We start from the raw sequence: 15,279 nt of genomic DNA on the forward strand, positions 1-15,279 counted from the left end.
TTTCATGTCACCTTACCCGAAAAAGGACAGGAATTAGCTACCCGGCTGACCGATAATTTCCAGACTTTAATTCCTGCATCTTCAAGTTAATTGCGTATAGATTAAGAAATAGCGATAAAATATTTTCCTGTCTATAAGATAAAAAAACCGGAAAACGATAATTCCATATAATTGGTAAGCATTAAAAGTTAAAATCAAAAACTAGCTAAAGGAAAGGTACATAATATGAACCCTATTGCTGCATTGAGAAAAGTAACAAATTTAAAACAAGAATTTGATTTAATCAAAGAAGTATGGTCACCGAAGGTAATAACTGAAACAAACGAATATAAGATAATTATATTACTCGCAGATGGTGATTTTATATGGCATACACATGAAAAAGAAGACAAGGTGTTTATGGTAATTGAGGGTCAGCTACGTATAGATTTTAAAGATGAACACGTAATAATAAATCAAGGTGAGTTTTTTGTAGTTCCTAAAGGAGAAGAAAGTAAACCTTCTTCCACAGTATTAACCAAGCTGCTATTAATCGAACCTATAGTTGCGAATTAATAAAAATTGGCAAGTCATAAATTCAGATAATTATTCCTATACACAATGGATTTCAAGATGTGTCGCGGCGGCAAGGGAGTAACAAATTCGTCGGGAACGAATTTGCCCAGCCAAAGGCTGGCCTCCGGTGAAAGGCCGGAGCCTCTCAGTAATCCCTAGGAGCATAGATAACTATGTGACTGGGGTGAGCGAACGAAGCCAACAAAGAGGCAACTTGAAAGACGAAGTGTATATACGTGATTTGAAATAAAGGCAGGGGAACAGACAATGATTAGTTCCCCCTGCCCTATCGTTTATTATCTTTAACTTTCAGTCAGGCTGAGTAATCCATTAATTGCGCAGAAAAACCGATGTATATACATCGGCCTTATAAAGCGCCGGAAGTATATTAATCAACTCGGTTTAAATGCGACTAAATCAATCAAAGCAGATATACCAGAATGACCTGTTCCTTCTTGAAGTTCACTATCATATTCATCCAATTTGGATATTCTGAAATCCCCAAACATTTCTTCTAATAACGTCCGTGTGTAAAAATATTCAAGCTCCCTAGGTCCCCCAGTCCCATATTCTAACTGCTCCGGTCTGTAACCCTGCATCAGTATCATCCCTCCTGGCCGTAGTGTCGTTTTCATTCCTTCAAAGATTTTCCTACGCATCGCAGGTGGTGCGAACTGAATAAAAATGGCAACCACAATATCAAACTGTTCCGGAACCCAGCGCCAGTTTTCTATGTCAGAGAGTTTGAAATTAACCGACACATCATTAAGGGTAGCTAGCTTTTTCGCTTTTTTCAGGCCTTCATCGGACATATCGAAAGCCGTCACATTCAGCCCCTGCGAAGCAAGCCAGATACTGTTCCGACCTTCTCCATCCGCGACAGATAATACCGACTTTCCTGGTGATAGCAGGTGTTCACAGGAGGTAAGGAAGATGTTCGGTTCGGTACCAAAGATGTAATCAGAGCATGAATACCTTTCGTTCCACATCAGTAATTTAGCCTTATATTTAAATAGTTATAAATAATTGAGTATATTAAACACGATACCCAGTGGATTTGTTTTTTGTCATACCACCATATTTACCATAATGTTCTGTTGAAAGTTTATACATTTCTAGGTAATGGTAATTCCAATCAAGATATCAATGCTAATATTGGCTTTTTGCATGTCATATCACAGAACATCTAAAGGATATTTTTGCTCGATATCCAGTTAAGAATTTTGGCATGAGAGTACATAGAAGGCGTGGGTATCTAGGGAACAAGTCATTTTCTACTGTGGGAGGCGCCAATCCTGCTCAAACGAAGATCGGCGCACTCAATGCTGTTTTTTTAGAAGCTCATTTTCGCACCAATACCCACTTCACGCGGCTCTAGCATATTGCCAGAAAGCCCGGCAGTACGGTCACGATACTTATTTGTCGGCGCACGTCTGTCAAAAATATTATTTCCGTAGGCGAAGAGTTCCAGATTATTAGTCGGATTATATGAGAAACGAAGATTGGAAACTGAATAAGAACTGACTCGTAATTCAGGATCGTTTTGGTCATCAGAGAAGTAATGATCCACGTAACGAAGAGATCCACTCAGACGGAATTGTTCGGTGATATTCCAGTCAGCTCCGATATTAAACATATAACCGGGTGCTTTAGAGAAGTGTTTTCCTTCAAACGAGTTGCCTCGATAATCAGCGAATTTTTTGATTTCAGTATGAAGTAATCCAAGCCCGCCGTTTAAGCTTAAATTATCCAGTACCCGATAATCTGCGCTGAGTTCAACCCCATAGCTTACAGCTTTATCGGCGTTAACAAGAATCGAACCGTTAGATTTGTCTTCCCTGTAATCATCTACAGCACTCTGGAACCCCTTATAATCTGTATAGAAAATATTGCTGGTTACCAGTAATCGGTTATTGATGGCTTTACCACGGGCAAACAACTCATAATTCCAGGCCTTTTCCGGGGCAAAGGTATAATAAGAATGCCCGGAGAAATTCACACCTGTACCACCCGGAGCATAACCTTTACTGACTAAAGTACCGACAGTGACATCGTCAGTAATATCGTAAGCGAGGGAAACTTTCGGCAGGACAGCATGGAACCCTTTACTATACTCATGATAAACACCGGGTACATAGCTGTTGATCCCTTCATGCTTAACCTGATCATATTGATAACGCAAACCGCCAGTCAGAGCCCATTTTCCTGCAAAACGTCTGGTCGCCTCAGAGAAAAGGCCAATGCTCGTGTTAGTCAAATCGGCATCAGCCTTGCCCAAGACATTATTAAGCACATTTCTGGCCTTATCACGCGAATAATAAAGCCCTGTCACTCCGCTCCAGATTGAATATTCATCACCAAAGTTCAAATGTGTTTCGTTAGTGATATTGTTCGAATCACGGTTTGCGATACCCGGCAACATCTTCGTGAAAGTGTAACGGTATTTCGATGCAGAATATTGAAGCTGGTTGGAGAGCACGATATCGTTGTCAAAATCATACTGAAGATCGAAGATACCGACATTACTGCTGGTCTTAGATCTGTTTATGCCCGCGGTCATACTCTTCAAATTACGGTAAGGCAATGAAGCAGACTCAGCATCAGAGTTTTTTGCTGCTGTATGGAAGTAGGTGAGTTTAGCCAGCCAAGGACTATCCAGTGGTTGCCAAAGTGCTTTAAATCGGGCATCCAGATTTTCAGAACCTTTCTTCATATCAGAATCATAGAAGTCGGGGTTGGTATATTTCATAAACGTATTTCTGCCGCTGTAATCCACCGCGAGGCGTACCGCGAGATCATCTGTTAATGGCCCATTAACAGTAAAGGACGCTCGTTTCTTTTGGTGGCTTCCATACAAAACCTGACCATCGAATTCGGGAGTAAAGGTGGGATCGTTTGTCTTGATAATAATTGCCCCGGCAATACTGTTTGCTCCCTGTGTTGTGGTTTGTGGGCCGCGGAAGACTTCTATTGAATTCACGTCCCAAATAGGCCCTCTTCCCAAACTGAATTCCGCCGCACTTATATAACGACCATCAACACTGGTGGTTGCACGGGGTATCGGTTTGGAAAGAAAAGTATTTCCTCCTACAAGAGGGCCGTTCGTCTCAATACCGCGAATACTCGGTGCCTCTGTATTACTGGTATAAAGCACATTGGGTGTACCCTGCAACATACCACCGATGGTTGTCGCTTCGGGCTTATTTCGTATCTCCTGTCTGGAGATAACGGTAACTGAACTTGCCGTTCTTTGTAGTGATCTTGCCGTTTTTTCACCGGTTACAGTGATGATATCGGCTTCATCGTTCCTCTTTTCATTTTTCTCTACTTTATCAGACGCAATCGCTTGCCCCCCCAGAGAGGATAAAGAAAGCAAAATTGCGCTGTTAAGTAACATTTTTCTGCGTGAAAAAATCTGATTTCCTGCCTTGATAGCTAGGGGAGTTACTGTCTTTTTCGGGATGATTCTCATTATCATTATCATTATCATTAGTGTTCACAGGCAGGTAATATTATGTTAACCTTCTAATTTGTCAATTACATATTTGTTAGTATTTCTTCAAATACGGGCCGTTACAGCACATATTCTTCGGGTAACATCTGGCTTCCCTGTGCAGTATTTAATGGCTATTAGCCCGTATTAATACACTTAAAAAAACAACTAATTAGTTTGATAAAGCGGGATTTTTTATGTTGAATATTGATTCAGGAAAGTTATCGCACGTAGCCGTATCCCGTTATGAAGAACATATCTGGTTACTCCAGCAACAGAATCCTGACCGCGTACTTAAACAGCTCTCAGCCTGGCAACTTCATGATGATATTAATATTTCAATGATGGTGCAGGCTGTCCAATCTGTTGTTGAAGCAATACCGGATTTGAACGTACGTTATGAGCTAAATGATGACGGTGAATTGTATAAAACCCGAGCAGTTAGCTGGCAGTCGTGCCTTGAGTTTTTCCATGCCAATTCACATTCAGACATGCTCAAGAAAATGCTAACTGTGCAAGCATCTGCCTGGCTCCCTGAACAAAATCCACCCTTCAATGTATTGATAATACAAAGAAATGAGAAAGTTGTTTTAGCTCTGATCTTGCACGAAATACTGGCACAAACTTGCCATGAAACCGAAATTCTCGAAATGCTGATCCGCGCTTATGCCGGTCACTTAGTAAAACTTCCACCGCTAAAACGCGTTTCTTTATTACCTTACGATGGAAAAGCAACTTCTGTTGTTTCCTGGCTATGTTGCCGCAACAATGAGAATGCCACCATTCATTCCTCTTTTGGTAAGGAAACTGACCTGAATAAAGACAGGCTCGCACTGCGTTGGAAAACCGGGCTTAAAATTAATGAACTGGAAAAATCTCTTCCTAGCGACAGATTACCTCACTATGTGCCAGCTCTTATTTCAGCCCGATTTGTCCAGTTCATCGCTCTGCTTGGAAGCCAGAAAAAGCTGACACTGTGTCTGTTACAGTCGGACGGGGTCCGTCGCCTTGTTATCGAACCTGACATGGCGGAAACCCAAATTATCAGCTCCATCATGGATAAACTTCAGGCTCAACCAAACGAAGACCATTTTCTCTCCGATGCTCCGGTAACAGGGAGTGATGAACCGGAGGTATATGTTCGGTTGTTATCTCGCCCGAACGATCTGGTTGAACAACAGAGATTACTGAGTCAGTCAATACTGTTACCCACCTATGAAATGCGACCCGATTTTGAGCTGGCAATGGAGTATGAAAGTACAGAGGAAATTAGTCTTATATTAACAACCGGCCAGTCGGTTTCCAGCCATGCCGGAGAGTTCTTGATGAGCCGTTTTGTATCTTTTCTTAAAGGTACTGAAGATGCCATGATGAGCTTAGCCGTGAAATCTGTGTCTGACTCAGAGATACCTTCTACGCATGATGCCACCAGCAAAGAAATCTCCGTTGGCACTGACGAAATAGCAACAATAATCCTGTCGGAATTCCGTGAAGCGTTGGCGATTAAAGATATGGCACTGGAGGATGATTTTTTTGATTGTGGCGGTCATTCCCTGCTGGCAACACGTATTATCGGTAAATTGCTTGGTACGCACGGTCTGGAAGTACACTTTGGTGATTTCTTCAGCCATCCTTCAGCTACTGCTTTGGCATCCCGTGCAATCAGAAAAAATCAGCATAAAAGCGCCATCTGTTCGGCACAGAATGATCATTTAACCGCGCCATTGGCACTTGCACAAACCTCGCTCTGGAATGCCTATAAGGCCTATAAGTTTGGCACTATCTTTAATCTGCCATTTGCTCTGGATTTTCTTGATGAGATTGATGAAACAATCCTTGAACAGGTTTTTTCTGATCTTATAGAACGCCATTCCAGTCTGCGTACCCTGTTCTATGTTCAAAATGGAGAGGTTTATCAGCAGATTGTCACGATGTCGGACATGAGTGATTATAAATGGTTCTGGTTCAGTCACGAAAATCAGGGTGTACACCTTGATGATGAAGCGGCTTATACGTTCGATCTTTCCCGTGAATTGCCAATCAGAATACGACTACTCCGCAATGCAGAAACCGGACGTCAGATATTATCGCTTCTGGTCCACCATATGGTTATTGATGAATGGTCGCTGAATGTTCTGATGGATGAACTCTCCCAGGCTTACTTATCACGCTCTTCCGGTGTGGCCCCTAGCTGGAAAAAACCCGTATTATCATTCCATCAATTTGCTCTGCAACAGCAAGCAAACGGTTTTAATCAAAAGCATCTCGATTACTGGACGAACATGCTGCGTGATGCAACTCGCGGATTAGAACTCACCTTCTCTGACAACCAGAAAACGGTTGCAGCGCATGAAAGTTCATCGAAAGCCGGCTGGATCGAGTACAAACCCAGACCTGAAATCACTCATCATCTCTATTCCTTTGCCCGGCAAAATAACGCATCCCTGTTCAGTGTCGTCTACGCTGCAATTGCGCTTTCGTTGCATAAGCTCGGTAATCTGAAGGATATCGTAATCGGTACTTCTGCATCGGGCCGAACCGAACACGATACTTATGAAACAGTCGGCTATTTCACCACCATGGTTGCACACCGGCTGCAATTCTATCCGGAGAAACCCGTCGGTACACTGATCGAAGACACCAGAGATACAATCAATAATTCAATGCCGTATGCAGATGTACCGCTTGATCTTATTCAACAATCGTTGGGGATGACGCCTGAGGAAGGACTGATCTTCGACGTTTATATTCAGATCCATGCCAATAATGCACTGAATGGTGTACTTAAAACCCCGCTTGGTCACAATATACGCTATCGGCAAATCGATCCCGATAAAAAGGAATCCATGTTCGGTCTTCAATTCGAAATTATGGAAGATGTCATTGATGGTGAAAGAATCATGCGGTTGGTCATCACTTACCGTGAAGAGCGTTACCCTGAAGAACTTATCCAACGTCTCTGTAAAACAATAGAGAAAGTTTTCTCATTCTTCACCACACCTGGGGCCTTAAGCCTTCCCCTTGCTCAAGTTACTGTGTGATATCTATAACAACCATGATTAACGTGAGTCGGTCAGTGTTTGCTGACTGACTCATATAACCCTGATCCGTTCTGAAAGAGAAAACATTATGCGATCTGCTATTACTGTAATATTAATGTGCCTAATGGGAACATCGGCCTTTGCCGCATCACGGCAGGTTACGGATACCTTAGGGCGGGATGTCGTTATTCCTGAGGAGCCACAGCGTATTGTGGTTATGAGCGAGCCAGCTATCGGCCTGCCCTTAATGGAGCTGGGTGTTGAACCTGTAGGCAGTTACGGGCGCACGGAAGATGGTATCTACCAGCTTGGAACAGATTTCGTCGATACTGTACTGGGTGAAGGGCGTACAAAACCAAAAGGCATCGGTGCTGGCCGGGAGATTGATCTGGAAAAACTCTACGCGCTGAAGCCCGACCTGATTATCGGAACAGAATTTGATATCGACAAGGTAAAACAACTTTCAACGATCGCCCCTGTCTATCTGCAAAATTTCCTTTCTGGAAAATCCCACAATTTTCATATTGAAGAAAATCTGGCCCAACTGACCGGACGTGAGCAAGGCTTTCAAAAACGACGGGATATGTATTTACAACGCGTTGCCGCAACGCGCGCTCTCTTGCCGGAAAATCCGGCTAAACAGACTTATCTGCCGATCCTTGTCACAGATCAGATCAATGTCGTTGGCGAAGCAACCGGTTTCACTCAGGCATTGGAAGATCTGGGTTTCACCCGCCTGAACCTCTCGAAACAAAGCGGCCTTTCTGCCAATTCATCTCAACTGCTTCTACAGTTGAGTGCAGATAAATTAGGCGAGCTTAACCCGGACGTTCTGGTCGTTCTCAACAGTTGGGGCAGTAAGGAACACGATGAGAAGGCCATTCGCTCCGCGCTTGATCGGGTTGTCCCCGGATGGGCGCACTATATGAAACCCGCCCGCGAAAAACGGATTGTTTTCCTTAATGCAGGTGAAGTCTTTACCCCCACGTTTGCCAGTGCGGAGCATACGCTTAAAGCCGTGGAAGAATGGGCTAAGTCGAAGCAATAAAATGATCTTGCTCGCCAGAGGCTGCTCGCATTCAACCTATTTTTATACTTGTACCTATTAACAGCATTTTTCAACCACGTGAATAAACTATGAGAGAATTAACGTCAATGCAGGCAGCCTACTGGGTCGGGCGTCATGTTCAGGCCGATCTGGGAGGCGTTGCCGCGCACCTTTATGCTGAGTTCGATGGCGATGACATTGAAGTGAGTCGATTTAAACAGGCTCTGGAACGCGTTTGTTCTCTACACCCTATGCTAAGACTCTGTGTCGATGCTGAGGGTCTTCAGTCTGTGACTTCATTCAGTGAATCGTTATTGCCGGAGGTCGAAGATTTTCGCGGATTATCAGAACAAGAAGCGGAGAAGTTACTTCTCGTTAAACGTACGAAGTGGACGCATCAGAAACTTGATCTTTCTTCTGGTCAGGCATCGAGATTCTCGCTCAGTCTGCTAAATGACGGAAAATTTCGCCTGCATATTGATACAGATATGATAGCTGTCGATCCTTCCAGTTTCCGGGTATTAATGGAGGATCTGGCGATATTTTATGATAATCCAGACCAGCCAGCTCCGGTAGTCGCATCATATTTCGAATGGTGCGATCAACTGCGCACCGATCCCCACCTGAAAGCGGCCCGTGAAAGGGATAGAATCTGGTGGCGTTCACGTATTCCACATATTCCACCAGCCCCTGCTCTGCCTATTAACAAAACTCCGCCCGATCAGGTTCACAGCCACCGCTTAGCGGCATGGCTCCAGCCAGACGAACGTCAGGCGCTGAAAAGACTTGCCCGTATACATAAGATAACTATGTCGAGCCTGATGTTGGGGCTTTTCTCCATTATTCTTGGAAAGCATACCGGAGATAAGCGGTTTCGTCTTAATGTGCCGATGTTCTGGCGCTCTCCCCATGTAGATAATGTAGAAAGAATTGTCGGCGATTTCTCTAATGTGCTTATCCTCGGCGTTGATATCAATGGAGCTGAAAGTCCTGCTGATCTTAGTCAACAGCTTAGCGAGCAACTGACAGATTTGCTCGCTCACTCGGCTTATCCGGGTGTGAATCTGATGCGTGACCTTTCCCGGCATCATGGTGCAACGCAATTAACTCCAGTCGTCTTCACCGCAGCTTTGGATATGCCGGGGGAAGAACTTCTCTCAGATCGCGTCAAGCAGGCATTTGGTTCTATGAACTGGGTTATCTCACAAGGCCCGCAAGTTGCCCTTGATGCGCAAGTGGCATCTGCCGATGGCGGTATTCTCATCAATTGGGACATTCGTCTGGATATACTGCCAGAAGCATGGATAACCTCAATGTTTGACAATTTTGTCAGTTTCGTCCGTGAAATCGCTACACACCCACAACAATTCGATGAAGCAATACAATTTTCATCCAATAACGTCGCAGCCCTATCATCAATAATCAGGCGCAAACCTGCTGACTCTACCGCGCAAATTGATCTGAAAAACAATATTGGCCTGAAAAACAATATGGAAAAGATAGATAACACGGAAAAACCATTAACCGCTCTTCAACTGGCGTATCTGCTTGGGCGACGAGCAGAATTACCACTTGGTGGCGTCGCGATGCAAGAGTTTCGTGAATACCGCGGAAGCATGGAATTAGCGCGTTTGCGAAATAATCTGGAGGATATGGTTCAGCGTCATGAAAGCTTGCGCACCCGAATCGATGCCAAGCGACTTGTCCAATATGTTTGTGCAGATGCAGATATCAATTTACACCAAGTCGACCTGAGCGCTATGTCACGGGAAGATGCTCTCTGCCATGTAGAAAACCACCGTGAAGAATATGCCCATGCACTTTGCAATTTAGAGCGCTCTCCGTGGGATATAACATTATTTCGTTTACCAGAATGCCGTTTACCAAAGAATCAATCAGAAAAGGAAGAGCTAGTCGCGTTTATTCGTTTCGACGCGCTGATCCTTGATGGGCGTTCGATAGCTGCTCTGATGGTAGAACTTTTCGAGGGCAAAGTATCACTTGTCGCGGATACCAGTGCCTCCTTAAATGATGACGATATCTCTGAAAAGCGCAAAATAGATGAAGCGTATTGGAAAGCAAAGCTTGAAGCCGTCAGTAGCGCCCCAAGACTTCCGTGGATAAAACCATTGGTGCAAATTGGCACATCCCGCTATGCACGACAAAGCTTGATTGTAGCCCGGGAAGATTATGCCGCAGTATCAAAAGCCGGTACTAAGCAAACGCTTTTTAAGAATTCCACTATTATGGCACTGGTGCTTGAAGTTCTGTCTCATTGGAGCGAAGAGAAGAATCTATCTATCGGTATTCCCGTAGCACCGCAGATCTCTGGTGTTTTGTGTAATCGTTCAAGTTTTATTGTGGTCAACTGGAATGCTGAGCAAGGCAACCTTTCTGAACGGGCCAGTACCTTACAGAACGATGTGATGGAAGGGATTGAACACCTTGCATTTTCAGGTATAGACATTACCCGCATGCTGGTTGAAAAAAATGGGGCTAGCCCTGTTTTACCTGTCGTCATTACCAACGGACTTTCATGGCCGGTATCAGGTCAGGATAGTGGTATGCAGGTGCATAGCGGTTTGACTCAGACACCACAAGTCGCAATGGATATCCGTTTTTCAACTAATGCGGATAAAGAGCTTGTTTTTGACATCGATTATGCAACTGCCGCGATTGAACCCACTTTCATTCAGGACATTTTACAGGCTCTAAGCAAGGCGATACAGGCCATCGTATCATCAGGCGTATTCATCCTTTCAGCGCAGAATATTATCGATACAGACCACTATCGATTAAACGGTGTCGAAGCTGATTTTCACTGCGGACAATTTCTCAGCCGGATAGCCGCCAATATTTTCGACAACAAAAACACCAAAACGGCACTCATCTGTGGCGACAGACATATCAGCTACGCTGATCTGGGGCATGATGTACGTCGAATAATGAGCGCTTTCAGGGAGAAAGGACTTTCCGAGGGTAGCGTTGTCGCCCTTTGCCTGCACCGTGGGCCTGAACATACAGCAGTAACCCTAGCCTGCGCATTAACAGGAGTGATCTGGGTTCCGATAGACGCAGACTCCCCCTCAGAGCGACTGCATTATCTCCTTGAAAACTGTCATCCGGATCTTGTCGTAACGACAAAAAGAGAAGGTATTGAACATCCGGCGGAAATGCCTGAAACACTCTTATCAGCCGAACCTTTAGCAGAACTCCCACTTCCGCTTGACGCTCTCTCATCAAGTGAGGCACCCGCTTATTATCTCTACACATCAGGGACAACCGGAAGGCCAAAGTGCGTTGTTTTATCCAATAAATCAACATCGAATGTCATTACCAGTACCCTTAAAGAGTGGTCTGTAACACATCAGGATGTCTTCATTTCTGTAACGCCTTTACATCATGATATGTCGGTTTTCGACGTTTTGGGGTGCCTGACCGCCGGTGCAACACTGGTTCTTCCCGCTGTCGGTGAAGAAAAGGATGCCCTGTGCTGGAACCAGTTAGTTGCCAGACACAAGGTCACATTATGGTGCTCTGTGCCTGCTATTTTGGAAATGCTCCTCGCATGCCGTCAGGGTGATGAATTAAAAAGCCTGCGGTTGATTGCTCAGGGTGGCGATTACATCAAACCTGCTGTGATTGGTAACTTACGTACACTGCTACCGGCAGTGCGGTTGATTTCGTTAGGGGGACCAACCGAAACGACTATATGGAGTATATGGCACGAAATTGGGCAGGATGATATCAGTCAAATCCCTTATGGAAAACCCTTGCCTGCTAACAGCTACTTTCTGTTGAACGAGTGTGGTAGCCACTGTCCGGTGGGTGTGACTGGCCTTATGCATACGGCTGGCGTCAACGTCGCATTGGGTTATCTGGAAAACGGGAAGCTCACCCAGACCAATTTTGTCACCATCAGGGATACAAACGGAGAAGACATCCGAGCGTTCCGAACCGGCGATCACGGGCATTATCGTCACGATGGCATCATTGTTTTTGATAGCCGTGTCAACGGTTACGTCAAGGTGCGCGGAGTGCGTATTTCGTTGCCGGATATCGAGAATGAACTGGTTCGTCATCCGTCAGTTAAGCACATTCTTGTGGTGAATTATGGTGATGAAATGCATGGTGAAACCTCTATCGGCGTACTTTATGTACCGCTAAAAGAAGATGCCCTGTCAGGAGCAGAATTGCGCAAATATGCCAGCCAATGTCTGCCTCCATCACATATTCCCACACGGTTCGCACAGGTCACCGAATTACCGCTCTCACCAAATGGTAAACCTGACCGCCCTAAAGCACGCAGCCTATTGATGGAATCTGTGCATGAAGCATCGACTATTCGACAAGATCCTTCCCCTGAAAGACAGGCAGAGATAGAAGAGACTGGAGTGAAAAAGAAAGTGCTGGAAATCTATCTGGACGTGCTCGGCAAATCACAAGATAGTCATTTTGATGGTTCCAGCGACTTCATCAGCATGGGATTACGCCCCCAGCATCTGAAAATAATTTCGGTACGAATCTCCGAGGAATTTGCTATCGATGTTTCGTTACCACAATTGCTGCGTTGCCGTAATGCCGCAGAGGTTGAACAGCAACTGAACGCATCTCTGCGCTTTTGAAAACAGTTCGGATTATTAACATGAATAATATTGACCTTATCGGTATTGGCATCGGCCCCTTCAATCTGGGATTAGCGGCCCTGCTTTCGTCACACTCTAATCTGACCAGCCTTTTCCTCGATCGCAAGCCTGAGTTTCGCTGGCATGAAGGTCTCCTACTACCGGGGACAACGTTACAGGTTCCATTTCTGGCCGATCTGGTCACGATGGCAGATCCTACACATCCTCTGAGCTTCCTGAATTATCTTCATAAGCACGACCGTATTTACAAATTCTATTACTATGAAAAATTTCAGATCCCTCGTCAGGAATATGACCATTATTGCCGCTGGGTGACACAACAACTTCCCTCCTGTCAGTTTGGTGAAAATGTCATTGATGTGGCTTATGACCTGACATCTGAGCGTTTCATTATTGAAAGTAAGACTCACACGCGTTCAACGCATCAGTACTACAGTCGTAATCTTGCCATTGGTATAGGAACAGCCCCGTTCCTGCCTGAATGGGCTAACATCCAAACTAAAGCACCTATCTTTCATTCGGCAGACTTCATCAACAAACGAGCACAACTCTCAACATGCCGACGTATCACCGTGATTGGCTCAGGGCAAAGTGCTGCTGAATGCGTGCTGGCACTCTATAGTGCGTTGACTCCTGAAATGATAGAAGACGGTGCTTCAGTCCAGTGGATTACCCGCTCTGCCGGTTTCCACCCGATGGAATCATCGAAACTCGGCCAGGAATGTTTTACGCCTGCTTACATGAACCATTTCCACAGCCTAAGCAGAGAAAAACGCCGCACGATCGCATCGGGTCAAGGGGGGCTTTATAAAGGTATCAGCGTCTCAACTATCGCAGATATCTTCGATATTTTGTATGAACGTTCCATCGGCGGTCGTGATCCGGGTCTTTCCCTTGTTTCAAACTGCGAGGTTGAGCAGGTGGAAAATATAAGAGACTCCGGGGCACTGCGGATCGTTTTTCGCCATCAGCAGCTTGATGAAGTCAGTTTCATTGAGACTGACGCCATTGTTGCTGCTACAGGTTATAAGCACACCAGCCCCAAATGGCTAGAAGGACTCAAGAAGACGGTACTTGCCACCGATGATTATGGTGATTTGATTGTGAAAGAGAACTTTAGCGCTCAACGCCTTGATAAAGGAAAAGGCCTTATATTCGTACAGAATGCTGAGATCTTCCAACACGGCATTGGTTCTCCCGATCTGGGACTTGGCGCATATCGTAATAGCATTATTGCCAACCAGCTTCTTGGCCGAGCGCATTATCGCCTGCCTCAAAACTCATCATTCCAGAGCTTTGGTCTGCAAGAACATCACAATATCGGAGATAAAAATGACGTTATCCCTTGCCGATAAGGACAGGCTAGATGCATTTTGGTATCACTGTGTTAAAAACCAGCATTTCAATATCGGTTATCCAGAATCCTCAGACTTTGATTACTCTTACTTACAGCGGTTCATGCAGTTCTCTATCAACAATTGCGGGGACTGGGGAGCAGAGTGCAACTATCTTTTAAACTCCTTTGAGTTCGAAAAAGAAGTCATGGAGTACTTTGCTGAACTGTTCAGAATCCCTTTTGAAGACAGTTGGGGCTATGTGACCAACGGGGGAACGGAAGGTAATATGTTCGGCTGCTATCTGGGGCGGGAATTATTCCCGGATGGAACGCTCTATTATTCAAAAGATACTCATTATTCGGTGGCAAAAATCGTCAAATTATTGCGTATCAAATCTTGTTTAGTGGAATCCTTACCCACCGGTGAGATAGATGATCATGACCTGCTACAGAAAATCATCGCTCATAAAGAACCCCATCCCATCATCTTTGCTAACATTGGCACGACATTGCGCGGTGCGGTGGATAACATAAAAATCATTCAACAGCGTATGCAGCAAGCGGGTATCGCCCGCGAAAATTACTATCTACATGCTGACGCCGCCTTAAGTGGGATGATCTTGCCATTTGTAGATAATCCACAACCCTTCACCTTTGCCGATGGTATCGACTCAATCAGTGTCTCCGGGCACAAAATGATAGGCTCACCCATTCCTTGCGGAATTGTTGTTGCGAAACGGAAAAATGTCGAACGTATTTCCGTTGATATTGATTATATTTCGGCTCAGGACAAGACTATCTCCGGTTCACGTAATGGCCAGACGCCACTGATGATGTGGGCGGCTATTCGCAGCCATTCGTTCGCCGATTGGCATCACCGCGTCAAACGCTGTCTGGAAATGGCACAATATGCCGTCAAGCGTTTCCGATCTGCGGGGATAGATGCCTGGTGTCATGATAACTCTATTACAGTGGTATTTCCCTGCCCGTCGGTCGCTGTCTGGAAAAAGCATTGTCTGGCAACATCAGGAAACACGGCACACTTAATAACCACACCACATCATCACGACAGTAGTAAAATCGATATCTTAATCAATGACGTTATTGCTGATTCCCGCCAGATCGTTAACGTGCGGAATGTTGTATGTGAGCAGTAAAAC

Annotated in this window: 8 protein-coding genes; 6 read left to right on the forward strand and 2 right to left on the reverse strand. The window is 45.0% G+C overall.

Annotated elements, in window-relative coordinates; translation table 11 throughout:
- The first annotated feature begins 225 nt into the window (after positions 1-225).
- Positions 226-555, forward strand: coding sequence for a cupin domain-containing protein (locus Xsto_RS10695; RefSeq protein ID WP_099109764.1), 330 nt, complete (start codon positions 226-228; stop codon positions 553-555).
- A gap of 392 nt (positions 556-947) precedes the next feature.
- Here the strand turns inward: Xsto_RS10695 and Xsto_RS10700 are convergent, their stop codons facing one another.
- Together Xsto_RS10700 and Xsto_RS10705 are read right to left on the reverse strand one after the other, a co-directional pair.
- Positions 948-1,544 (reverse strand): class I SAM-dependent methyltransferase, encoded by a 597-nt coding sequence (locus tag Xsto_RS10700; RefSeq protein ID WP_099109763.1) that lies wholly within the window; start codon positions 1,542-1,544, stop codon positions 948-950.
- A 344-nt stretch (positions 1,545-1,888) separates the two neighbouring features.
- On the reverse strand, positions 1,889-3,952 hold the full coding sequence (locus Xsto_RS10705) for a TonB-dependent receptor (protein ID WP_099125051.1): 2,064 nt from the start codon (positions 3,950-3,952) through the stop codon (positions 1,889-1,891).
- Positions 3,953-4,245: 293 nt separating this feature from the next.
- Between Xsto_RS10705 and Xsto_RS10710 the strand changes: the two genes are divergently transcribed.
- The 5 genes from Xsto_RS10710 to Xsto_RS10730 all read left to right on the forward strand — a co-directional run bounded on the left by Xsto_RS10710 (position 4,246) and on the right by Xsto_RS10730 (position 15,276).
- Entirely contained in the window at positions 4,246-7,089 is a 2,844-nt protein-coding gene (locus Xsto_RS10710) for a condensation domain-containing protein (RefSeq protein ID WP_211284310.1), read from the forward strand.
- A gap of 88 nt (positions 7,090-7,177) precedes the next feature.
- A complete protein-coding gene (locus tag Xsto_RS10715) occupies positions 7,178-8,137 on the forward strand; it encodes an ABC transporter substrate-binding protein (protein ID WP_099125052.1) in 960 nt (319 codons plus the stop codon).
- Between the two features lie 89 nt (positions 8,138-8,226).
- Positions 8,227-12,762, forward strand: coding sequence for an amino acid adenylation domain-containing protein (locus Xsto_RS10720; protein WP_211284311.1), 4,536 nt, complete (start codon positions 8,227-8,229; stop codon positions 12,760-12,762).
- A 20-nt stretch (positions 12,763-12,782) separates the two neighbouring features.
- Entirely contained in the window at positions 12,783-14,138 is a 1,356-nt protein-coding gene (basC, locus tag Xsto_RS10725) for a putative histamine N-monooxygenase (protein WP_099109760.1), read from the forward strand.
- On the forward strand, positions 14,116-15,276 hold the full coding sequence (locus Xsto_RS10730; RefSeq protein ID WP_099109759.1) for a histidine decarboxylase: 1,161 nt from the start codon (positions 14,116-14,118) through the stop codon (positions 15,274-15,276). Before basC ends, Xsto_RS10730 begins: the two co-directional genes overlap by 23 nt.
- Positions 15,277-15,279 lie beyond the last annotated feature (3 nt).

The sequence above is a fragment of the Xenorhabdus stockiae genome, assembly GCF_002632825.1.
GTDB lineage: Bacteria > Pseudomonadota > Gammaproteobacteria > Enterobacterales > Enterobacteriaceae > Xenorhabdus > Xenorhabdus stockiae.